This window comes from Actinocorallia populi (assembly GCF_002995495.1).
Lineage (GTDB): Bacteria > Actinomycetota > Actinomycetes > Streptosporangiales > Streptosporangiaceae > Actinocorallia > Actinocorallia populi.
Map to the genome: position 1 here is coordinate 141,142 of NZ_PVZV01000007.1, position 21,977 is coordinate 163,118.

Sequence of the window (21,977 nt, forward strand, 5' to 3'; positions counted from 1 at the left end):
CATGAACCAGCCCCTCCCCGACGCCTGCGCCGGGTCGACGCACCCAGCGGAGAATCGGTCCCCGCACTGGACGCCTACATCGCAGGCTGCATCACCACCTACCTCGCCAACGAAGGCACCCTCGACCCCCAACGACACCAGATCCTGCACGTCTGCGCGAGCGAACTCTCAGCTGTGCTCCCGTCCTTGACCGAAGACGACGCCCCGTACGTCACCCGGCTGATTGAGATCGCCAAGCTGGCTGTTCTCTCGGGCTAGAGCCCCCTGCGCGGCGCACCATCCCGCTGCTGAGCTGGGCTAAATCAAACCCTTGTACCTGGTTGCACGAGTCTTACCGACACCCTGCTTCGGGGGCCGGGGACGCCTTCGGGAACGCAGGGCAGGGGCGGTGCGCGGCCGGTGTTCAGACGACCAGGACCCGTTGTCCGCACGTGTGGCGCTCCGTCGGCGAGGCCCTTCGATGAGGCGCAGACGATCGCGGACGTTTCGGGGTCTTCCCATTGCACTGAGGTAGAACAGTAGTTTACGTTCTACGAGAGTCACATTCTTGCTAAATGTGAAGGCCGCTCTAACTTCAAGGTCGCCGGGAGTCCATCATCATGCTGCTTCCAGGAGGGCGCTGTGCAGGCGCTCCGCCGATCGGCCTCGCGGACGGGTGGAGCGTGGAGCGGCTCACGGGCCCGAGCAGGCTGTTCGGCGCGAACGGCCTGCGCACCGGCGCCGACGGGCGCGTCTACGTGGCGCAGGTGACCGGCAGCCAGATCAGCGCGCTCGACATCGAGACCGGGGCACTGGAGGTCGTCAGCGCCAGGGGCTGCGACATCGTCGCGCCCGACGACCTGGCCTTCGGCCCCTCGGGCGAGCTCTACGCCACCGAGGTCATGGACGGGCGGGTGAGCGTGCGCGGCGCCGACGGCCGCACGCGGGTGCTGCGCGACGACGTTCCGTGCGCGAACGGCATCACCGTGCACCGGGGCCGGTTGTTCGTCAACGAGTGCCGCAGGGACGGGCGCCTGCTGGAGCTGGACCCGAACGGCGGCGCGCCCCGCGTGATCCTCGAGAACCTGGCGCTGCCCAACGCCATGGAGGTGGGACCCGACGGCCTCCTGTACTACCCGGTGATGGGCACCAACGACATCTGGCGGGTCGACCCGGACGGCGGCGCGCCCGAACGGGTCGCGGGCGACCTCGGCGTCCCCGACTCGGTGAAGTTCGACGCGCGAGGCCGCATCGTCTCCACGCAGATCATGACCGGCGAGGTGCTGCGCATCGATCCGCGCAGCGGCGAGCGCACCGTCCTGGCCCGCCTGTCCCCCGACCTGGACAACCTCACCTTCGTCGGCGACCAGCTGTTCGTCTCCCATCTCACCGGCCGGATCACGGAGGTCCTGGAGGACGGCCGGACCCGCTCGACGCTGCCGGGCGGCTTGAACTGGCCGCTCGACCTGACGGTGGGACCCGACGGATCCCTCTACGTCGCCGACGGCATGTCCGTGCAGGTGATTCCGCCCGGCGGCGAACCGCGGACGCTCGCCCGGCGCTCCACTCCGGGATACCCCGGCTACCTCCGCGGGATGACCGCCGTCGCGGCGGGCGAGCTCATCGCCACCACCTCCTTCGGCGAAGTGGTCCGCTACCTGCCCGGAGAGCACCGAAGCGAGGTGCTGGCCGAGGGGCTCGACCAGCTCTACGGGGTGGAGGTCGCCCCGAGCGGGGCCGTGGTGACCGCGGAGCTCGGCACGGGCCGCGTGTTGTCCGTCCGGCCCGGCGGCCGGGTGGAGGAGCTCGCCACCGGTCTCAGTGAACCGCGCGGTGTGGCGTTCGGCCCGGACGGGGCGTGCCTGGTCTCCGAATCGGGTACCGGACGAATCCTCTCGATCACCGGCTCCGGCACCGACACACTGGTGGACGGGCTGCGGGACCCGCACGGGATCCTCGTGCGCGGCCGGCGGCTTTACGTCGTCGACGCCGCCCTCAAAGCGGTGATCGGTTTCGATCTCGACACCGGGGCCCGGCACGTCATCGCCCGCGACCTGCCGGTGGGCTCCCCGCCCGGCGTGACCCCCAGGCCGCTGCGGGGGATGCCGCTCTTCTCCGGACCCCAGGGGCCCTTCGCCGGCATCGCCGCCGGACCGGACGGATCGCTCTACCTCTCCGCCGACGGCGAGGGCGGCGTTCTGGTGCTTCGCGAGACGGCCTGAGCGGGTCTCCCCACATTCGACAGGGGCCCATAGAGAGTTCCACACCTGAATCACGAACGAAAGGCATGTCGGTGAACCCGCAGGTCGACATACCCACCCGCCTTGAAGATCTCCTGTCCCCGAAATGGCTCAGCGCGGCTCTCGGAACACGTTTTCCCGGGATCGCGGTCACCGCCGCCACCCCTGGCCCCATGGTCAACCGGATGTCGGCCAACCTGCGCTTTCGCATCGAATGCGCGGACGGGCTCCCGGAAGGGCTGCCCCCTCATCTGCACGCCAAGGGCTATTTCACCGAGGCCAGCCGGATGACCCGCGGCACCGGCGTGTCGGAGGTCCGCTTCTACCGGGACCTGGCGGCCGGGACGGGGATGCGCACCCTGCGCAACATCTACGCCGACCTCGATCCGGCGACCCACGACAACGTGCTCATCACCCAGGACGCGATCGCCGAAGGCGCCGTGTTCCTCGACGCCCACAGCGAGTACACCCCCGATCAGGCCGCCGAGAGCCTGGCGGAACTGGCGAAACTCCACGCCGCCACCTGGTGCGACCCCGCGGTGGGCGCCTCCTCGTGGCTGGGCAAACGGCTGGGGATCCATCTCGAGAGGCGCGGGCTGAAGGAGATCAGCGGCAACTTCGACGGCCCCGTCGGGGCGGGTGTGCCCGAGGAGGCGCGCGACGCGCGGCGCCTCGTCGAGGCGTACCGGGCGCTCGACGTCCTGGCGGCGGACGAGTCACCCTGGTGCGTCATCCACGGCGACGCCCACATCGGCAACCTCTACCTCGACGGCGGGGGCCGGCCGTGCTTCGCGGACTGGCAGCTGGTGAAGCGGGGCCCGTGGTACCTCGACGTCGGCTACCACATCGCGAGCGCCCTGACGATCGCCGACCGCCGGAAGTCGGAACGCGACCTCCTCCACCACTACCTCGACCGGCTGCGCGCTGGCGGCGTCGACGCGCCCGGCGGGCAAGACGCATGGCGGGGATTCCGCCTGGGCATCGTCCACGGTTTCTTCCTGTGGTCGATCACCCTGAAAGTCGACCCCGGCATCACGAGCGTGCTCCAGGCGCGCCTCGGAACGGCGGTGGCCGACCACGACTCCTTCGCCGCTCTCGGTGTCTGAAAGCCCTGTCCGGGCAGGCGTTCGCCTCGCCCGGACAGGGCCGTTCCCCGAAAAGGAGTCCTGCCGGACCCCCAAAGGTCAATGGACGCCGAACGACCTCAGGCAGAAGGACATCAGGCGGTCGGCCACCTCGTCCGCGTCCTCATGCGACGTCGCGAACGCGTAGTGGTGGTAGACCGACATGACGAGCTTCATCACCAGCCACGCGTCGGCGGCCGGGTCGGCCGAGCGCAGCTGCCCCGCGGCCGCCGCGGCGCGCAGTTCGCGCTCGATGAGGTCGGCGAAGAGCTGGTTCGCCCGCGACATCTCCTCGGGGAACAGCTGGTACAGCCGCCAGTGCTCGGCGGTCATGAACTTCGGGCCGACCGGGTTGAGGTTGCCGCGCAACGAGTCGAGCGCGATGGTCATGAGGAAGCGCAGCCGGGCGAGCGGGTCGGGCAGGTCGCGGACCGACCTGTCCACCCGGGTGGTCCACTCGGCCAGCAGCTCCTCGAAGAGGGCGAGGAGCAGGTGGTCCTTGCTGGAGAAGTGCCGGTAGAAGGTCTGCAGCGCGACCCCGGCCTCGGCCGCCAGCTCCTGGGTGGTGAAGGAGGTGCCCTTGGCCTCGATCAGCCGCCGGGCGGCCTGGACCATGACCATGGCCTGCTGCACGGTGCGGTCGCGGGACCGCCGCACGGCGGGAGACCGGTCGGCGGCCCGGTCGGCCCAGGCCCGCTGCGGGTTCCCGGACGCAGCGGGGGCCGTCTCTCGAGAGTCGCTCATGTCGTCGGGTCGCTTCCGTCCTCGTGTTCCGGCTCCGTCGTCGTGCTGCAGCAGTGAGGCGGATGGGCTGCCCAGGAGGCTTCGGTGACCATCATAGTTTCCGTCGACCGGCCGGCGGAGCCGCGGCCGCCGGCGCCGGAGCGCCGGCGGCCGCGACGGCCCCGATCCCTGCGGGCTCAGCGCGGGCTGAGGACGACCACCGGGATCACCCGCTGCGTGCGGGCCTGGTAGGCGTCGTAGTTGGGCCACACCTCGGTCATGATCCTCCACAGCCGCGGCTTCTCGGCGTCCGAGGCGGTGCGTGCCGTGACCGGAAGGTGATCCGCCTTGACCTGGATCTCGGCTTCCGGCGTCTGCCGGAGGTTCAGGTACCAGGCGGGGTGCCTCGGTGCTCCGCCCGTGGACGCGACCACCAGGTGGTCGTCGCCGTCACGGCCGTAGATCAGGGCCGAGGTGCGCGGTTCGCCGGTCCGCCGCCCCCTCGCGGTCAGCAGCAGGACCGGCACGCCGTTCCAGAGGTGGCCGATCTCGCCGTCGGTCTCCCGGTAGCGGGCTATGTGCTCGGCGCCCCGCAGCGAGAGGTCGGGGGCCCGGTAGTGCGGCTCGGTCATCATCACGTCCTTATCCGAAGACGACGGGGATCTCGGTGGCACCGCGCTCGTACATGCCGATGAAGCGCGGAGGCTCGGCGTGCGGATCGAGCCGGAGGTTCGGGAGCCGGTCGAGCAGGGCGCCGATCCCGACCCGCATCTCCGCCCGTGCCACGTGCATGCCGAGGCAGACGTGGGCGCCCCCGCCGAAGGCGAACGACGGCCGCACCCGCCGGGTGATGTCGTACTCGTCCGGGCGCTCCCACCGGGCCGGGTCGCGGTTCGCCGCGCCCACGCACAGGTGCAGGACGGATCCCGCGGGCAGGCGCACGCCGTGGAAGTCGACGTCGCGGGTCACGAAGCGGGAGAACATCGGGTCCGTGGGCGTCCAGCGCAGCGACTCCTCGATCGCCGGCCCGAGGAGGCCGCGGTCCGCCCGGACCGCCTCCAGCACGTCGGGCCGCTGCAGCAGGGCCGAGAGCGTGATGCCCATCTGCTTCCAGGTGGTGCCCGACCCCGCCGTCAGCAGGAGCATCGCGAACGAGTGGATCTCGGCGTCGGAGAGCCGCTGGGTCGCCCCCTCCTCGTCGGTCAGCTCGGCCTCCACCAGCACGCTGATCAGGTCGTCCTGGGGCGACTCGCGCCGGGCCGCCACGATGGGCCGCAGGATCCGCACGAACTCCTCGGGCTCGCGCAGGGCGGCGCGCAGCGCCAGCGCCCGGTCCACCGGGACGCCGAAGCTCCCGGTGATCGTCAGGATCGGGATCGCCGCGCAGAAGTCCACGTTGAGCTCGGCCCGGCCCTCTGCGGCGAACCCGTCGATCAGATCGTGGACGGCCTCCTCGATCCAGTTGGTGATCCACCACCGGGCCTTGGCCGGGACGAACGACGGCTGGACGAGCGCCCGGTGGCGGCGGTGCCGGGCGCCGCCCATCGAGATCATGCTGTTGCTCGCGCTCAGCGTCCCGTCGTTCAGGTCGACCGGCCTCGGCGAGGACGCGAAGGTCTCCGGATCGCGGTACGCGTCGGCGCACGCCGCGTAGCCGAATACCGAGAAGTGCGGCCGGTCGGGAAAGGGGAGCCCCATGAACACCGCCGGCCCGGGGTACCCGGTGAGCTCGTGCACCACGCCGGGGTGCACCGGCGCCTGCTCGCGCAGGCGGTGCCAGGCGGGGTAGGGATCGTCCTCGTATCCGCCGCCGACCTCCGCGTGGTAGGAGCCGCGCAGATTGAACAGCTGCCGCACGCGTTCGCGGTCGAGAGTGGGAGTGGTACTCATTCGGGTCACCTCGCTACGTAGCCGCCGTCGACCGGCAGCAGAACGCCGGAGATGTTCGCCGCGCGGTCCGAGACCAGATAGACGGCGGCCTCGGCGCAGTCCTCGGCGGTGATCGGACGTCCGAGCGGGTGGTTGGCGCCCACCCGCGCGACCGCCTCCTCGCTGCCCGCCAGCCCTCCCGCCGCCATGAAGTTCGTGAAGGGCATGCCCGCCGGGCAGATGGCGTTGGCCCGGATGCCGAACGGCGCTCCCTCGATCGCCACCGCGCGGGTCAGCTGGTGCACGCCGCCCTTGGTCCCGCCGTAGACCGATCCGCCCCAGGCGACGAGTCCGGCGACCGAGCCCGTGTTGAGGATGACACCGCCGCCGCCCTGCCGCTTGAACTGCAGCACGGCGTGCTTGCATCCGAGGAAGACCCCCCGGAGGTTGACGGCGACCAGGCGGTCGAAGTCCTCAACCGTGTGCTCCTCCAGTGAAGCGCCCAGCCGCGGTGTCGGGATGCCGACGTTGTTGAAGACGACGTCCAGGCGGCCGAACCGCTCCACCGCCTTGGCGATGGCGGCCGCCACGTCTTCCTCCCGCGACACGTCGCACTCCGCGGCGGCGGCCGTGCCGCCGGCCGCCTCGATCACGCGTACCGCCTCCTTGGCCCCCGCCGCGTCGATGTCGGCGCACACCACGCGTGCGCCCTCCTCGGCGAAGCGCCGGGCCGTCACGAGCCCCACGCCGGAGGCGGCGCCCATGACCACGGCGGTCCTGCCGTCGAGCAGCATGCTCGTCATGCTCCCGTCCCTTCCTCTTCTGCGGAGTCCAGCAGGCGCAGGGCTCCGGTAGGACACGCCTCCACCGCTTCGGCGACCACCTCCAGCGGGTCGCCGATCGGGGAGAGAACGACCGCCTTCGTCTTCTCGTCGTGCGTGAAGGCGCCCGGTGCGTGGGCGATGCACACTCCGGTGCCCATGCACCGGGCGCGGTCGACGACGACGGCTGGTTGCGCGGTCAACTCAGGCCTCGGTGAGGACGGGGGGCTCGGCCGGAGTGAACCGGTACAGCCGCTCGGCGTTGCCCCGCAGGACCTTGTACTGGACCTCGGGAGACAGCGGGCTGACGAGTTCCTTCGCCTTCTGGATGCAGTTCGGCCAGGTCGAGTCCGAGTGCGGGTAGTCGGTCTCGCACATGATGTTGTCCTCGCCGATCTCGGCGATGCTGGCGATGCCGTGCTTGTCCTCGATGACGCATCCGAACACGTGCGCGCGGAACGTCTCGCGGATGTCGAGCGTGTCGAGGTCGACGCCGCCGCCTCCGGCGTGCGTCTGGAACCTCCCGCCGCGCTGGACCCAGTGCCGCTGCTTGTCCAGGACCTGCTCGGCCCGCTCCAGGAAGTAGGGCATCCAGCCGACCTCGCCCTCGGACAGCGCGATCTTCAGGTTCGGGAAGCGCTGGAACATCCCGCTGAAGATCCAGGACAGCATGGTGCCGGAGGTGCGCATGGCGCCCCAGGCCAGGTTGGCCATGAACGGCGCGTCCTCCGAGATCTTGGGGAGCTGGGAGGAGGAGCCGACGTGCATCGACACGACCATCTCCAGCTCGTCGGCCGCCGCCATCACCGGGTCCCAGTACCCGTTCGGGTCGTGGATGGTGGGCAGGCCGAGCGGCTCGGGGTTCTCGGAGAACGCGAAGGTCGTGGCGCCCTTGGCGGCGCAGCGCTCCAGCTCCCGGACCGCCAGCCGCGGGTCCCACAGGGGGATGAGGACGAGCGGGATGTAGCGGCCCGGGGCGGAGCCGCACCACTCCTCGATCATCCAGTCGTTGTAGGCCTTCAGGCACACCAGGCCGAACTCCCGGTCGCCGGCCTCCATGAACATCTGCCCGCAGAACCGGGTGATGGTCGGGAAGCACAGGGAGGCCAGGATCCCTGCGCGGTCCATGTCCGCCAGGCGTGCCTTCGGGTCGTAGCAGCCCGGCCGCATCTCGCTGTAGGGCAGCGGCTCGGGGCTGAACTCCTCCTTGGACTTGCCGGCGACGGCGGACAGGCCCGAGCTGGGGAAGCGCTTGCCGTCGTAGACCCAGGCCTCCCCCTTGTCGTCCTTCACGATGCGGGGGGCCCGGTCCCGGTCGGCCGCGGGGACCCTGCTGGTCCACAGGTGGGGCGGTTCCAGGATGTGGTCGTCGACCGAGATCATCCAGTCGAGGTTCGGCTCGGATGCCATGGTGGTCGCTCCGTTCTCAGAGGTGGTCAGCGGAATTCGCCGATGAGGATGTGCTTGACTTCCTGGAAGGCGCGGATGCCCTCGGGTCCGCGTTCGCGGCCGAGTCCGCTCTGCTTGTAGCCGCCGCTGGGGGCGTAGGCGCTGTACATGCCGGTGTTGACGTTGACCGCGCCGGTGCGCAGCCGGCGGGCGACGGCAGTCGCGGTGGCGGTGTCGGAGCCGTAGACCTGGCCGGAGAGCCCGTAGTGGCTGTCGTTGGCGATCCGGACGGCGTCGTCGAGATCGCGGTAGCCCAGCACGCCGATGACCGGCCCGAAGATCTCCTCGCGCGCGGCGGGGTTGTCGTTGTCCGGCAGGTCCAGGACGGTGGGTTCGAAGTAGTGGCCCCGGTCGAGCCCGGGCGTGCGCCTCCCGCCGGTGACGACGGCGGCGCCGTGGTCGGTGGCGAGCGCGGTGTACCGCTCGACGCGCTCGAGCTGGGCGGCGCTGATGACCGGGCCCAGGGTGGTGGCCGGGTCGGTGGGCGGGCCGACGACGAGCGAGGAGTAGGCCTTCGCCACCGCCTCCAGCACCTCGTCCTTGCGCTCTCGGGGGACGAGCATGCGGGTGGCGGCGACGCACGCCTGGCCCGCCGTGGCGGCGACGACCGCGACCGCGGCGGCGGCCGCCCGGTCGACCGCGTCGGGCAGGTGGATCTGCGCGGACTTGCCGCCGAGTTCCAGCGCCACCCGTTTCACCGTGGGCGCGGCCTGGGCGAGGATCCGACGGCCGACCGTGGTGGATCCGGTGAAGGAGACCATGTCGACCGCCGGGTGGGTGGTGAGCAGCTCGGCTCCGGCCGCGCCGCCTTCCACCACGACGCTCAGGACGCCCGGCGGGATCCCGGCGGCCTCGGCCGCGGCGGCGATCGCCAGCGAGGAGATCGGCGTGAGCGGGCTGGGCCGCAGCACCACCGAGTTGCCCGCCATCAGCGCCGGGGCGAGCTTCTGCAGCGCCATGATGATCGCGCCGTTGTAGGGCGTGATCGCGGTGACGACGCCCACCGGCTCGTGCCGGCGCACGCTCAGCGCCACCCTGCCGCGCACCAGTTCGTCGACCGGGACGGGGTTGGTGTCCTCGTGCGGCATGGACAGGTAGAGGTCGAGGGTGCCGCGCGCCACCGCCATGCCGGCGAGGAACTGCGCCCGTTCCGCGAAGGCGGGGGGCTGTCCCGCCTCGGCGACCATCGTGGCGACGAGTTCGGCCCGGTTCGCCTCGAGGTGGTCGAGGAGGGCGGAGAGCACCTTGGCCCGGTCGGCGGGCGAGGCGTCGGCCCACACGCCGGAGTCGAAGCTGCGGCGTGCCTCCAGGACCGCCCGTTCGACCTGGGCGAGGGGGGTGGCGGACAGCTCGGCCACCTGGGTTTCGTCGGCGGGGTTCTCCACGGGGAGGGCTTCGTCGCCCTCCACCCACTCGCCGGCCACGTATGAGAGCCGCTGCGGGATGATGTCTGCCACGGGTGTCGGGGCCTTCCTTGTATCGGGGTCGGGGGCGTCAGAACGGTTCGTTGCTGTAGACCACGGCGCCGCCGAAGTGCGGCGAGGAGTGGCAGGCGAGAGCGGTCGTCAGCCCTTCGCGCCGGCGGTCGCCGGCCCGGCCGGACAGCTGCAGGTAGCACTCGAGCATCTGGGGGATGCCGTGCATGCGCCCGTTGCCGAGGGCTCCGCCGCCGGAGAGCGCGGGGATCGCCTTGGGATCGTCGCCGTCGATTCCGCCGTCCTGGACGAAGCGGTGCGCCTCGCCTTCCGGGCAGAGGCCGAGGGCCTCCAGCCAGAACCAGACGAACGGGGAGAGCCCGTCGTAGACCTGCGGCAGGTCGATCTCGTCCGGCCCGACCCCGGCGTGCCGCCACAGGCGGCGGGCCGTCGCGGCGCCGCCGGCCATGATGTCGTCGAGCGGCCAGTGCAGTGGCAGCCGCCGCGGAGGGGGCGGGCTGGAGGCGTAGCCGGAGACGTACACCGGCCGGTGGGGCAGGTCCCGGGCCCGCTCGGCGGAGGTGAGGACGAAGGCCGCGACGCCGTCCACGGGGATGTCGCAGTCGAGGCGGCACACCGGGTCGCTGATCATCGGGGCGGCGAGGTAGTCCTCGGCGGTGAGCGGCCGGCCGTGCCAGTACGACCAGGGGATCCGGGCGCCGTTCTTGCGGGCCTCGACCAGGACGGCGGCCATGGCCTCCCTGCTCGCGCCGTAGCGCTGGAGGTATTCGTTGTACGGCAGCGCTATCGCCGACAGCGGGCCGAAGTAGCCCTGGGGCGCGGTCCACTGCTGGGGTCCGGCGACCTGCGTCATGGGGTTGGAGTGGTACGAGCCGCGGGGGTTGTGCAGTGCCCGGTGCAGCAGGACGTGATCGGCGGCGCCGCTGGCGACGGCGTTCACCGCGAGCCCGACCGCTCCGGGGATCTGCCCGACGCCCTGGAAGCCCGCGGTGTAGCGGGGGTCCGCGCCCAGGTGCTCGGCCAGCCAGTTCGCCGACACGGTGCTGACGCCGTCCTGGACGGTGTGCGAGCCGGCGGTGGGGAAGAGCGCGGCGGTGACGAAGCCGTCCACCGCGGTGGGCTCGAGCCCGGCGTCGGCGATCGCCGCGCGGGCGGTGTCCACCGCCAGGGATCCGAGGGGCCGGTCCGCGTGCCGCTGGACCTGGCTGTGGGCGTAGCCGACGACGGCCACCCGGTTGCGTGCCGCGAAGGTCCCGCTCATGCGCCGGTCTCCAGGACGAAGGCGGGCACGCGGACGCCGGGCGCGACGTCCTCGAACGCCGCCCGGACCGCGGCTCCCTGCCGGAGCGGGGCGTCGGGGCCGTCCAGCAGGCGCCCGATCATGCGGGCCCCGGCCTGTTCGGCCAGTTCGACATCGGCGAGGACGAACGGCACGTCGGCCTTGAAGCCGGGCAGGAACGGCTGCCGCACGATCGTCCAGGACCGCAGCACGCCGCGCCCGCTCACCGGCTCGAACGTGAAGGCCGGATCGGTGCTGCGGCAGTGCGGGCACACCGGGTCGGGGGGAACCGACAGGGCCGAGCAGCGGGAGCACCGGGCGGCGACGAGGACCTCGCGGGCCGCCGCCTCCCAGTACGGCGCGGACAGCCCGTCCGGCACCGGCACGGGGCGCGGGGGCCGCGGGCGGGTCACGGGATCACCCCCGCCTCCTGGAGGCGGCCGATCTCGTCCCACGTGTAGCCGAGTTCGATCAGCACGGCCTCGGTGTGCTCGCCGTGCTCGGGGGCGCGGCGCGGTACGGGCGGGCGCTCGTCGAACTGCACCGGCACGGTGGGCAGCCGGTAGGGAGGATGGCCCGATCCGTCGTCGGCGACCTCGCTGATGTAGCCGTTGGCGGTGACCTGGGGGTCGTCGAGGAGTTCCTCGACGGTCTGCACGGGCGCCCACGGGGCGTCGATCCCGCTCAGCAGTTCTCTCCATTCCTCGTAGGTCCTGGTGGCGAACTCCGCGTCCAGCTCCGCAGCGCAGGCCGCCCGGTGCTCATGGCGTGCCTCGATGTCGGCGAAGCGGGGGTCGGCGGCCAGGTCCTGCCGTCCGATCAGCCGGCAGAACTCGGGCCAGTACCGGTCCGGCTGCAGGAAGACGAGCTGGATGTGCCGCCCGTCCTTGGTCCGGTAGGCGCCGACGAGCGGGTTGGGGGACGACTCCCTCCCGGACACCGCCCGCGGTCTGCCGCCTTGCAGTGCCGCGAGCAGGTCGGAGGACAGCGTCCACAGCGCGGTGGAGAGCAGCGAGACGTCGACGACCGAGCCTTCGCCGGTGCGGTCGCGCTTCAGCAGGGCGGCCGACACCCCGAAGGCCAGCGCCATGGCGCCGTTGCGGTCGCCCATCGCGCCCCGCTGGCTCACGGGCAGGTCCCGGTCCGGGGGGCTGAGCACGTGGGCCAGGCCGCCCCGGGACCAGAAGGCCGACGAGTCGTAGCCCGGCAGGCCGGCGTCAGGGCCGCGGACTCCGTAGCCGTGCCCCCTGCCGTACACGAGCCTGGGGAAGCGCCGGGTCAGTTCCCCGGCGCCGAGCCCCAGCCGTTCCAGCGCGCCCGGCCGCAGGCTGGTGAGGAAGACGTCGGCGTCCTCCAGGAGCCTGTCGAGGACGGCTCTCCCCTCGCCGTCGCGCAGGTCGAGGGCGAGGGAGCGCTTGCCCCGGTTGGCCAGTGCCACCGACAGGTTCACGCCGCCGCCGTCGGCGCCGATGCCCTGCGTGGACAGGTTGCGGTACGGATCGCCCCGGGGGTGCTCGACGCGCACCACGTCGGCGCCCCAGTCGGCCAGGAGCGCGCCGGCCACGGGGACGAAGACCCACTGGGCCAGTTCGATGACGCGTACGCCCTCGAAGGGAGCCTCCGGCACGTCTGCCTCCTTGATCGCCTCGTGTGTAGAACGTGACTGCGGACCAATGTAGAACGACACTCTCGTTGCTGGGAATACCTGATTCCACAAAAAAGGAGAGGTTGACTTTTGCCAGGGGTGGAATGAGGATTCGTGCATCGAGCCCCGCAGCGCGGCGACGCGCCAGGCGGCCGGCTCCACCCCCACCGCCCGCATCGAGCGTTACGCCGAAGACTCGGCCCATCGCCTCCGCGCCATGGGCACCCACCCCCCAGATCCTTCGACGCCAAGGGAGCGGACCGCATGGGACGCAGGAAGACCACCGTCAACGAAGCCGCCCGGTCCGGGCGGCGACCGACCGGCCGTGCCGCGCTCGCGCTGGCCGCGCTGGTGCTGGCAGCCGCCTGCGGCGGCGAGACCGACCGGGACGGCGTCCCCGCCGACGTGAACGCGGCCGAGGTCCTCGGCCCCGAGCAGGCCGCCGCGGGCACCCCCGTCAAGTTCGGGCTGATCTCCGGCAAGGGCTCCACCGGCGCCAGAGAACTCGAGGCCCTCGTCGGCCAGGCGGCGGTGAAATACCTCAACCAGCACAAGAAAGGCATCGCCGGCCGCCCGATCGAGCTGATCACCTGTGAGACCGGCGCGACCCCGGCCACGGCCGCCGACTGCGCGAACCGCATGGTGGAGCAGAAGGCCGCGGTCGTCGTCGTGGGCTCCACCCCCGCGGTGGAGAACGTGTGGCAGCCGCTGCACGACGCCAAGGTGCCGACGATGTTCTACGCGGCCAACGGCGCCAAGATGCTCGGCGACCGCGAGACGACCTTCGCGCTGGCCGACCCCTTCTTCCCCCTGGTCACCCTGCCGGTCAGGCTGGCCAAGGAGAAGAACCTCAAGAGCGTCACGGTGGTCGTGATCGACGTCCCCACCGCGATGGCCCCCTACCAGACCATCGCGACGCCGGACGTCTTCGAGAAGCAGGGCATCACCCTGAACGTCGTGCCGGTCCCGCTGGGCACGGCCGACATGACGCCGCAGATGCAGCGCATCGCGTCGGGCGAACCCGGCCTCGTGCAGGTCATCGGCAACGACTCCTTCTGCATCGGCGCGCTGAACGGCCTGCGCGCCGTGGGCTTCGACGGCCCCGTCACCGCGACCGAGCAGTGCTTCACCGACGCGACGCGCAAGGCCGTGCCCGCAAGCTCCCTCAAGGGCATCGTCGTCGCCGCCTCGCACCCCTCGGGAGCCGACAACCCCTCGACACTCCTGTACAAAACGGCCGTGGCGACGTACGGGGAGAAGGGCAAGGAGATCGACACCAGCATGCCCGCCGGGATGAACATGTTCTCCGCGGTGCTCGCGGTCCAGGCCGCCACCACCACCCTCGAGGGCGAGGTCACCCCGCAGAGCATCACGGCCGCGATCAAGAACATGCCCGAGCAGGAGCTGCCGGTGGCGGGCGGACGGACCTTCCGGTGCGGAGGCGGCGCACAGCCCGCCATGCCCGCGGTCTGCGCGAAGGGCGGGTTCATGGGGATCCTCGGCGAGGACGGGCACCCGGCCGAGTACACCCTGGACGAGGACTCGTGACCGCCCTCCCCGACCGGATCTGCGACGCGTGGAGGGACCGCCATGAGTGACGTGGGCTCGCTTCTCCTCGGGCTCGGCAACGGAGGCGTCTTCGCGGCGCTCGCGCTGGCCATCGTGCTGACCTACCGCAGCTCCGGGGTCATCAACTTCGGCACCGGAGCGGTGGCGCTGTACGTCGCCTACACCTACGCCGCGCTGCGCGACGGCGAGCTCCTCGTGGTCGTCCCGGGGCTGCCGACCTATGTCGACATCGGCGGGCCGCTCGGGCTCGTGCCCGCGCTGGCGATCTCCCTGGCGGTGGCCGCGGCGCTCGGAGCGCTGCTGTACCTGCTGGTCTTCCGCCCCCTGCGGGAGGCGCCGCCGCTGGCCAAGGCGGTCGCGTCGCTGGGCGTGCTGACGGTGATCCAGACGCTGCTCGTCATCAAGGTGGGCGGCAACCCGGTCAGCGTGGACCCCGTCTTCCCGGCGGAACGCTGGGAATGGGGCCCCGTGGCGCTGCTGTCCGACCGGTTCTGGCTGGCGGTCACCGTCCTGCTCCTCACCCTCGCCCTGGCCGTGGTGTTCCGCAGCACCCGGTTCGGGCTGCTCACCCGGGCGACGGCCGAGTCGGAGTCCGGCGCCTACCTCAGCGGCATCTCGCCCGACCGCGTCGCCCTGACGAACTGGATGATCAGCACGCTGGTGGCGGGCACCGCCGGCATCCTCATCGCGCCGCTGAGCCCGCTCGCCCCCAGCACCTACACGCTCTTCGTCGTGCCGGCGCTCGCGGCCGCCGTGGTCGGCCGCTTCCAGCACATGGTGCCCACCGTGCTCGCCGGCCTGGCCATCGGCATGCTGCAGTCGGGGGCGAGCGGCCTGGCGGCCGGCCACTCCTGGCTCCCGCAGGTCGGACTGTCCGAACTCGTCCCCCTGATCGTGCTGGTCGTGGCGCTGCTGGCCACGGGGCGCGGCATGCCCGTCCGGGGGCGGCTGGTGCGCCAGCCGCTCGCCGGGGCGCCCCGCCCGCGGTCACTGGCCCTGCCCACCGTCCTGGGCACCGCCGTGGGGCTCATCGCCCTGCTGGCCACGACCGGCACCTGGCGCGCGTCGGTCATCGACACCTTCATCGCCGCGATCATCGGCCTGTCCCTCATCGTCGTGACCGGCTACGCTGGGCAGGTGTCGCTGGCCCAGCTGGCGCTGGCCGGCACCTCGGCGTTCACCCTCGCCCACCTCACCCAGAGCTGGGGCGTGCCGTTCCCCGTCGCACCGCTGCTGGCCGCCGGCGTCACCGTCGTGATCGGCGTCCTGGTGGGCATACCGGCGCTCCGCCTGCACGGGCTGACCCTGGGCATCGTCACGCTCGCCCTGGCGTACGCCATCGAAGCGGTGTGGTTCCGCAACACCGACCTCGTCGGGACCGACGGCGCGCAGGTCGCGCCGCCGTCCCTCTTCGGGCTCGACCTGTCGGTCGGCTCCGGCGCGGCGTTCCCCCGCCTGCACTTCGGTCTGCTGTGCCTCTTCGTCCTGGTGCTGGTGGCGTGGGGGGTGGCCCGGCTGCGCATGAGCTCGCTCGGCCTGCAGATGCTCGCGGTCCGCGCGAACGAGAACTCCGCCGCCGGCATCGGGGTGAACGTGGTGCGGGTGAAGGTGGTGAGCTTCGCGATCGCCTCGTTCATCGCCGGTCTGGGCGGCGGCCTGATCGCCTACCGGCAGACCGTCGTCACCTACGAGTCGTTCACCGCCATCGCCGGCCTGGCGGTGCTGTCCGCCGCCTACCTGGCCGGAGTCACCTCCGTGTCGGGCGGCATCATCGCCGGGATGATGGCCACCACGGGCATCGTGTCCATCATGTTCGACCGGTGGGTGCACATCGGCGACTGGTTCGAGCTCCTGGGCGGCCTGGGGGTCATCGGCATCCTCATCGGCCATCCCGAGGGGCTGGCCAGCGTCGGCCACGACGCGGCCGCGCGCCTGCGGAGGTCGTTCTCGCGGTTCGCTCCGGGCAGCGGCCGGACGTCCGCGAAAGCGCAGGCACCGGGAGTGGCCGCCCCGCCCGAGCCGGTCACCGGTCCGGCGGCGGAGCCCGCCCGAGGCAAAACGCCACCGGGCGCGCCGCCGGGACCGCCCCGGCCGACTGAACCACTCCTGCGCCTGGAGGGGCTCACCGTGCACTATGGCGGTGTGAAGGCGGTGTCGGACCTCTCCCTGCGCATACCCGCGGGCGCGGTGGTCGGGCTCATCGGCCCGAACGGCGCGGGCAAGACCAGCGCGATCGACGCCGCCACCGGTTTCGCCGGGTCGAGCGGCACGGTCCTGCTCGAAGGCGAGCACGTCGAGGGGCTCGCCCCGCACGAGCTGGTGCGGCGGGGAATGGCGCGCACGTTCCAGTCCCTGGAGCTGTACGGCGACCTGAGCGTCGAGGAGAACATCAGCGCCGCGCTGGCCGGCGTCCCGGTGCGGGAGCGGCGGCGGGCGCTCACCGGCGCGCTCGACCTCGTCGGCATCGGCGACCGGGCGGACCGCCCGGCCCGCGAGCTCAGCCAGGGAGAACGACAGCTCGTCTCGATCGCCCGTGCGTGCGCCACAGGAGCACGCGTCCTGCTGCTGGACGAGCCCTCCGCCGGGCTCGACACGCAGGAGAGCCGATGGCTGGGCGAACGCATCCAGGGCATCGCCGACGCCGGAGCCGGGGTGCTGCTGGTGGACCACGACATCAGCCTGGTGCTCGACGTCTGCGACTACATCTACGTGCTCGACTTCGGCTCCCTCATCGCCGAGGGGACCCCCGGGGAGATCCGCGCCGACGGCAGGGTCGCCGAGGCGTACCTGGGATCCGTCCGAGACTCAGCGGAGGCGGGATCATGACGGGCGGACTCACCACCACCGGCCTCGCCGGAGGCCGGGGCACCGACACCGTGATCCGGGACATCGACCTCTCGGTCGATAGCGGCAACGTGCTCGCCCTGCTCGGGCCCAACGGCGCGGGCAAGACCACGCTGCTGCTCACCCTGGCGGGCCTGCTGCCCTCGCGGCGGGGATCCGTCTCGGTGGACGGGACGCCCCTCAGGAACGGAAGGCCCGCGGCGGCGAACAGGGCGGGGCTGGTGCTCGTCCCCGACGACCGGTGCCTGTTCACCGGCCTCACGGTGGAGGAGAACCTGCGGGTGGCAGCACGCCGCGGCGGTCCCGGGCCGACCGCGATGCTCGAGGTCTTCCCCGCGCTGGAGAGCCGGTGGAAGCTCCCCGCCGGGGCGTTGTCCGGCGGGGAGCAGCAGATGCTCGTCCTGGCCAGGGCGCTCATCCAGCAGCCGAAGGTGCTCCTGGTGGACGAGCTGAGTATGGGGCTCGCGCCCCTGGTGGTGGAGAGCCTGTTCGAAACGGTCCGCGCCATCGCGGCGGACCACGGATGCGCGGTGGTGCTCGTCGAGCAGCACGTGGAACTCGCGCTCGAAGCCGCGGACCAGGCCATGGTGCTGCGCAGCGGGCAGGTCGTGGCGCGCGGGCCCGCGGCGGAGCTGGCCGCCGACCCGGCACGGTTGCGGGACGCGTACTTCGGCCAGGGAGAGAACCCGGAATGACCATGAAGGAGGAGGCCGAGGTGGAAACGGTCAGCAACGCCCGCAGGATCCGGCGGCTCGCCCGGGAGCGTCCCGATGAGGAGGCTCTGCGGCACATCGCGCTGGACGGCGGCGAATCCGTGTACACCTGGGGCGAGCTGGACCGGCGCGCCGCCCAGCTGGCGGGCGGGCTCGCCGCCCGCGGCCTGGGCCTGGGCGACCGGCTCGGGCTCGGCCTGCGCAACTCGCCGCAGTTCGTCCTCGCCGTCCTGGCGGCGTGGAAGCTCGGAGCCGTCCCGGTGCCCGTGCGCTGGGACCTGCCCGAGTGGGAGCTGGCCCGGCTGCGCGAGGCCGTCGGCGCCCCGGTCTTCCTGGACCCGGCGGACCTGCCCTGGATCGACGCGACCGCCGACCACGCGGTGCCCGACCTGCCGGACGCGGTCTCCCCGCGGATGAACGGCATCTGCAGCAGCGGCTCGACCGGGACACCCAAGATCATCCTCGGTGCCCGGCCGGGGCTCTACGACCCGGTGCTGGCCACGCCGCTGGCCGAGCGGTGGGGGCCGGTGCCGCGGCCGCAGAGGATCCTCGTCATCGCGCCGATGTACCACGCGAACGGTTTTGCGACGATCTTCAGCATGCTCACCGGCGACCGCCTGGTGGTGCTGGAGAAGTTCGACGCCGCGCGGGTCGTCGACGTCGTGGAACGGCACCGGATCACCAACTTCACCGCCACCCCGACCATGCTGCAGCGCATCGCGGACCTGCCGGACGTGGACTCGCGGGACCTGTCGAGCATCGTGTGGTTCACCCAGGGCGCGGCGCCGATGCCCCCGTCGCTGGTGCACCGCTGGGTGGAGCTGGTCGGCGCCGAGAAGATCGTCATGGCCTACGGGATGACGGAGGGCATAGGCATCACCGCGCTGCGCGGCGACGAGTGGCTCGAGCACGAGGGCAGCGTCGGACGCGGCCTGCGCGGCACCGAGATACGCATCCTGGACGAGGACGGCAGGCAGTTGCCCGCCGGCGAGATCGGCGACATCTACCTGCGCTCGCCGGTCTACTCCGGCTACGAGTACCTCGGCGACGCCCCCCGGATGCCCGAGACCGAGGACGGCTTCACCAGCGCGGGCGACATGGGCCGCCTCGACGACGACGGCTACCTGTACGTGGTGGACAGGCGGGCCGACCTCATCATCACCGGCGGCGCCAACGTCTTCCCCGCCGAGGTCGAGACGGCCCTCATCGACCATCCCGGCATCGCCGACGTGGTCGTGGTCGGGCTCCGCGACCCGGAATGGGGCCGCCGGGTGCACGCGATCGTCCAGCCCGCCCGTCCGGAGGCCCCGCCGGCACCGGAGGAGGTCATCCATTACGCCAAGGGCCGCCTCGCGGCGTACAAGGTGCCCAAGACCGTCGAGTTCGTGGAGGCGATCCCGCGCAGCGAGGCCACCAAGGTGAACCGCCGCGCGCTCGTCACCGTCCGGGGCGGCTGAACGAGGCGCTCACCGGCCGGCGGACGCCCGCCCGTCGGCAGGTGAGCGCTCAGGAGGCGGCGGGCCGCGGGATCCGGAGGGGGCGGCGCCGGGCGGTGGAGCCGCGGACGATGAGCTTGACCGGCAGCGTCATCAGGCGGCTGGGCGCCGTGGCCGGGCACGAGGACAGCAGCGCGGTCACGGCGGCCTCGCCCTGGGTGCGCAGCGGCGCCGCGACCGTGGTCAGGCCGGGCGTGACGATCCGCGCGGGGTAGATGTCGTCGAAGCCGACCACGCTGACGTCCTGGGGCACCCGGATCCCCCGGGACTGCAGCACCCGCATGAGGCCGATGGCCTGCTGGTCGTTGTAGGCCAGGATCGCGGTCGGCCTGCCGGCGTCGAGCGCGCCCGCGGCGTGCCTGCCTCCCTCGACGGTGGGCACGAACGGGCCGACCCGCTGCACCTTCAGGCCGAGCTCGGCGGCGGCCTCGCGCAGCCCGCTCCAGCGCATGCCGTTGACCCAGGAGGCCTCGGGCCCGGAGATGTAGAGGACGTCGCGGTGGCCGAGCTCCGCGAGGTGCCCGGCCACCAGGCGCATCGCGCAGCGGTTGTCCAGCACGATGCTGGGCACGTCGGCGACGTCGCGGTTGAGCACGACGACCGGCCGCCGCCGGGCGGCCGTGCGGATCGCCGAGTCCGACATGCGGGTGCCCGCGAGCACGACGCCGTCGACGCCCAGCAGCACCCGCTCCAGGCTGCTGCGCTCGAGCCGGACGGACTCCTGGGCGTCGATGAGGATCAGCACGTGGTCGGCCTCGGCGGCGGCGGACTCGGCACCGCGGATGATCTCCGCGTAGACGGGGTTGGTCACGTCGGAGACGACCAGCGCGAGCATCGAGGTGCGGCCCGTCGGCAGCGCGGAGGCCAGCGGGTTGATCCGGTAGCCGAGTTCGGCCGCGACCAGGCGGACGCGCTCGACGGTCCCGGCGTTCACCCGTCCGGGCCGGGCGAAGGCCCGCGAGACCGTCGAGGCCGAGACCCCCGCGGCCCTGGCCACGTCATAGATCGTCGGAGGCCGGTCCGCTCGGCCGTCGGCCGGATCCTGCATGGTGATCCTCCCCTGCTTTCACGAGAGGATGCTATGCCGATATAAAGAACGTCAATTCCGCTCCGGGCGGTGACAACTGATGGCAACCGCTTGCCGAGTGACCGGGGACACAACGTTAATGGCCGACACGTCTCCAGAAACGGAACGCCCACTCCAGGCACCAAGACGAGGAGTCCCCATGTCCACCCCCTCCCCCTCCGTGCGGCCCCGCTCGCGGCTCCTCGCCGCGTTCGCCGCCACGGCGCTGCTCGCGACGGCCGCGTGCGGCGGATCGGACTCGTCCTCGAAGTCCGCGGGCACCCAGGAGCTCGCGCTCGCCATCCAGGGAACGCCGCCCTCGCTCGAGATCACCCAGCTCAACGGCGGCCAGTCGGCCTACATCTGGAGCGCCCTTTACGACACGCTGCTCTACACCGACAACCAGGGGCGGATCCAGCCGAACGCCGCCGAGAGCCACACCTACTCCGAGGACCGCCGGACGCTGACCCTCAAGCTCCGCAAGGGCATGACCTTCAGCTCCGGCGCCCCGGTCGACGCGGCCGCGGTGAAGGCGAGCCTGGAGCGGATCCTGCGGACCCCGGGCCCCAACCAGTCCGCCATGGCGGCGGTCGAGGCGGTCGAGGCCCCCGACGCGGGCACCGTCGTGATCGAGCTCGAGCGGCCCGACGGCGCCCTGCTGGGCAACCTGTCGTTCCTCAACGGGGTGATCGCCGATCCGGCGACGATGACCGGCCCGGCGGCCGCGGCCGACCCGGTCGGCTCCGGCCCGTACACCCTGGACAAGGGCGCCACCGTCACCGGATCGACGTACGTGCTGAAGAAACGCGAGGACTACTGGAACGCCGCCGCCTACCCGTTCGAGACGGTGAAGGTCCGGGTGATGGCCGACCGGTCCGCGGTCACCAACGCCCTGCAGGCCGGTGAGCTCAACGCCGGCAGCGTCGACTTCACCCAGCTCCAGCCGCTGAAGGCCAAGGGCATGCAGATCACCTCGGTGGAGGCGACCGCGGTGGCGAGCCTGGTTTTGGCCGACCGCGGCGGCGAGACGGCCGGGCCGCTCGGCGACCTGCGGGTGCGCAAGGCGATCAACATGGCGTTCGACCGCGCCAAGCTCGCCGAGACCTTCCTGCGCGGCTCCGGCCGTCCCACGGCCCAGGTGTTCAGCCCCAAGGGCGGCGGCGCCCACGACCCGCAGCTGGACGAGACCTACCCCCACGACATCGCCGCCGCCAAGAAGCTGCTGGCCGAGGCCGGGCATCCGGACGGGTTCTCCGTGACGATGCCCAGCCTCGCCATCACCAAGATGTTCGAGCCGACCATCGCCCAGAGCCTGGCCGACATCGGCGTCAAGGTGAACTGGACTCCGGTGCCGCCGCAGCAGCAGGCCGCGGCGCTGTCCTCGAAGAAGTACCCGATGTACTTCATGATCGACGGCCTGGCCGGCGACGCGGCGTCGACCGTGGTGTTCTTCACCCCGCGCAACCAGCGCAACCCGTTCGCCAGCACCGACCCGGAGCTGGCGAAGCTGATCGACGAGGCGAACAAGGCGGCCGACCCGGCCGCCGCGGCCGAGGCCTACCGGAAGGTCAACAAATTCGCCGTCGACAACGCCTGGTTCGCCCCGGTCTTCTACATCGGATCCACCTGGGTGACCGCCGAGGGCGTCAGGTACCTCGGTGACGGCTCCTCCACCTACAGCCAGATCCGTGCCTTCGGGACCGGCGGCTGAGCGGGGCCGGGCC

18 protein-coding genes are annotated in these 21,977 nt (G+C 72.0%); 7 read left to right on the plus strand and 11 right to left on the minus strand.

Translation table 11 applies throughout. The features are described from left to right. The first annotated feature begins 662 nt into the window (after positions 1-662). Together C2865_RS27450 and C2865_RS27455 are read left to right on the plus strand one after the other, a co-directional pair. Complete coding sequence (locus tag C2865_RS27450; protein ID WP_198653645.1) at positions 663-2,201, plus strand: SMP-30/gluconolactonase/LRE family protein; 1,539 nt, start codon at positions 663-665, stop codon at positions 2,199-2,201. Between the two features lie 203 nt (positions 2,202-2,404). Next, positions 2,405-3,325 (plus strand): aminoglycoside phosphotransferase family protein, encoded by a 921-nt coding sequence (locus tag C2865_RS27455; protein WP_198653646.1) that lies wholly within the window; start codon positions 2,405-2,407, stop codon positions 3,323-3,325. 78 nt (positions 3,326-3,403) lie between these two features. Here C2865_RS27455 and C2865_RS27460 read toward each other — a convergent pair whose 3' ends face one another. From C2865_RS27460 to C2865_RS27505, 10 genes are all read right to left on the minus strand, one after another. Then, positions 3,404-4,087: a TetR/AcrR family transcriptional regulator gene (locus C2865_RS27460; protein ID WP_106401487.1), complete on the minus strand. Its 684-nt coding sequence runs from the start codon at positions 4,085-4,087 to the stop codon at positions 3,404-3,406. A gap of 176 nt (positions 4,088-4,263) precedes the next feature. Then, on the minus strand, positions 4,264-4,698 hold the full coding sequence (locus C2865_RS27465) for a nitroreductase family deazaflavin-dependent oxidoreductase (RefSeq protein ID WP_106401488.1): 435 nt from the start codon (positions 4,696-4,698) through the stop codon (positions 4,264-4,266). Positions 4,699-4,708: 10 nt separating this feature from the next. Continuing rightward, a complete protein-coding gene (locus tag C2865_RS27470) occupies positions 4,709-5,956 on the minus strand; it encodes a cytochrome P450 (protein ID WP_106401489.1) in 1,248 nt (415 codons plus the stop codon). Positions 5,957-5,961: 5 nt separating this feature from the next. Beyond that, positions 5,962-6,738, minus strand: a complete 777-nt coding sequence (locus tag C2865_RS27475; RefSeq protein ID WP_106401490.1) for an SDR family NAD(P)-dependent oxidoreductase — start codon at positions 6,736-6,738, stop codon at positions 5,962-5,964. After that, on the minus strand, positions 6,735-6,959 hold the full coding sequence (locus C2865_RS27480) for a ferredoxin (protein ID WP_198653647.1): 225 nt from the start codon (positions 6,957-6,959) through the stop codon (positions 6,735-6,737). The genes C2865_RS27475 and C2865_RS27480 overlap by 4 nt, the downstream gene beginning before the upstream one ends. 1 nt (position 6,960) lies before the next feature. Continuing rightward, positions 6,961-8,166, minus strand: a complete 1,206-nt coding sequence (locus C2865_RS27485; RefSeq protein ID WP_106401491.1) for an amidohydrolase family protein — start codon at positions 8,164-8,166, stop codon at positions 6,961-6,963. Positions 8,167-8,192: 26 nt separating this feature from the next. Continuing rightward, on the minus strand, positions 8,193-9,662 hold the full coding sequence (locus tag C2865_RS27490) for an aldehyde dehydrogenase family protein (protein WP_106401492.1): 1,470 nt from the start codon (positions 9,660-9,662) through the stop codon (positions 8,193-8,195). A gap of 37 nt (positions 9,663-9,699) precedes the next feature. Next, positions 9,700-10,902: a thiolase family protein gene (locus C2865_RS27495; protein WP_106401493.1), complete on the minus strand. Its 1,203-nt coding sequence runs from the start codon at positions 10,900-10,902 to the stop codon at positions 9,700-9,702. Then, the gene (locus tag C2865_RS27500; protein ID WP_198653648.1) at positions 10,899-11,333 is read right to left on the minus strand and encodes a Zn-ribbon domain-containing OB-fold protein; all 435 of its coding nucleotides are present in this window, start codon (positions 11,331-11,333) and stop codon (positions 10,899-10,901) included. Before C2865_RS27500 ends, C2865_RS27495 begins: the two co-directional genes overlap by 4 nt. Beyond that, entirely contained in the window at positions 11,330-12,547 is a 1,218-nt protein-coding gene (locus C2865_RS27505) for a CaiB/BaiF CoA transferase family protein (protein WP_198653649.1), read from the minus strand. Before C2865_RS27505 ends, C2865_RS27500 begins: the two co-directional genes overlap by 4 nt. A 282-nt stretch (positions 12,548-12,829) precedes the next feature. Between C2865_RS27505 and C2865_RS27510 the strand changes: the two genes are divergently transcribed. The 4 genes from C2865_RS27510 to C2865_RS27525 are packed head-to-tail and all read left to right on the plus strand — an operon-like array spanning position 12,830 to position 19,148. After that, entirely contained in the window at positions 12,830-14,113 is a 1,284-nt protein-coding gene (locus C2865_RS27510) for an ABC transporter substrate-binding protein (protein WP_106401494.1), read from the plus strand. A gap of 42 nt (positions 14,114-14,155) precedes the next feature. Further along, positions 14,156-16,960, plus strand: a complete 2,805-nt coding sequence (locus C2865_RS27515; protein WP_106401495.1) for a branched-chain amino acid ABC transporter permease/ATP-binding protein — start codon at positions 14,156-14,158, stop codon at positions 16,958-16,960. Further along, entirely contained in the window at positions 16,957-17,673 is a 717-nt protein-coding gene (locus tag C2865_RS27520) for an ABC transporter ATP-binding protein (protein ID WP_106401496.1), read from the plus strand. The genes C2865_RS27515 and C2865_RS27520 overlap by 4 nt, the downstream gene beginning before the upstream one ends. Continuing rightward, complete coding sequence (locus C2865_RS27525; RefSeq protein WP_198653650.1) at positions 17,670-19,148, plus strand: class I adenylate-forming enzyme family protein; 1,479 nt, start codon at positions 17,670-17,672, stop codon at positions 19,146-19,148. Before C2865_RS27520 ends, C2865_RS27525 begins: the two co-directional genes overlap by 4 nt. 49 nt (positions 19,149-19,197) lie before the next feature. Here C2865_RS27525 and C2865_RS27530 read toward each other — a convergent pair whose 3' ends face one another. Further along, positions 19,198-20,235: a LacI family DNA-binding transcriptional regulator gene (locus tag C2865_RS27530; RefSeq protein WP_106401498.1), complete on the minus strand. Its 1,038-nt coding sequence runs from the start codon at positions 20,233-20,235 to the stop codon at positions 19,198-19,200. 178 nt (positions 20,236-20,413) lie between these two features. Here C2865_RS27530 and C2865_RS27535 point away from each other — a divergent pair, with 178 nt between their 5' ends. Next, a complete protein-coding gene (locus tag C2865_RS27535) occupies positions 20,414-21,964 on the plus strand; it encodes an ABC transporter substrate-binding protein (RefSeq protein ID WP_106401499.1) in 1,551 nt (516 codons plus the stop codon). The last annotated feature ends 13 nt before the right edge of the window (positions 21,965-21,977 follow it).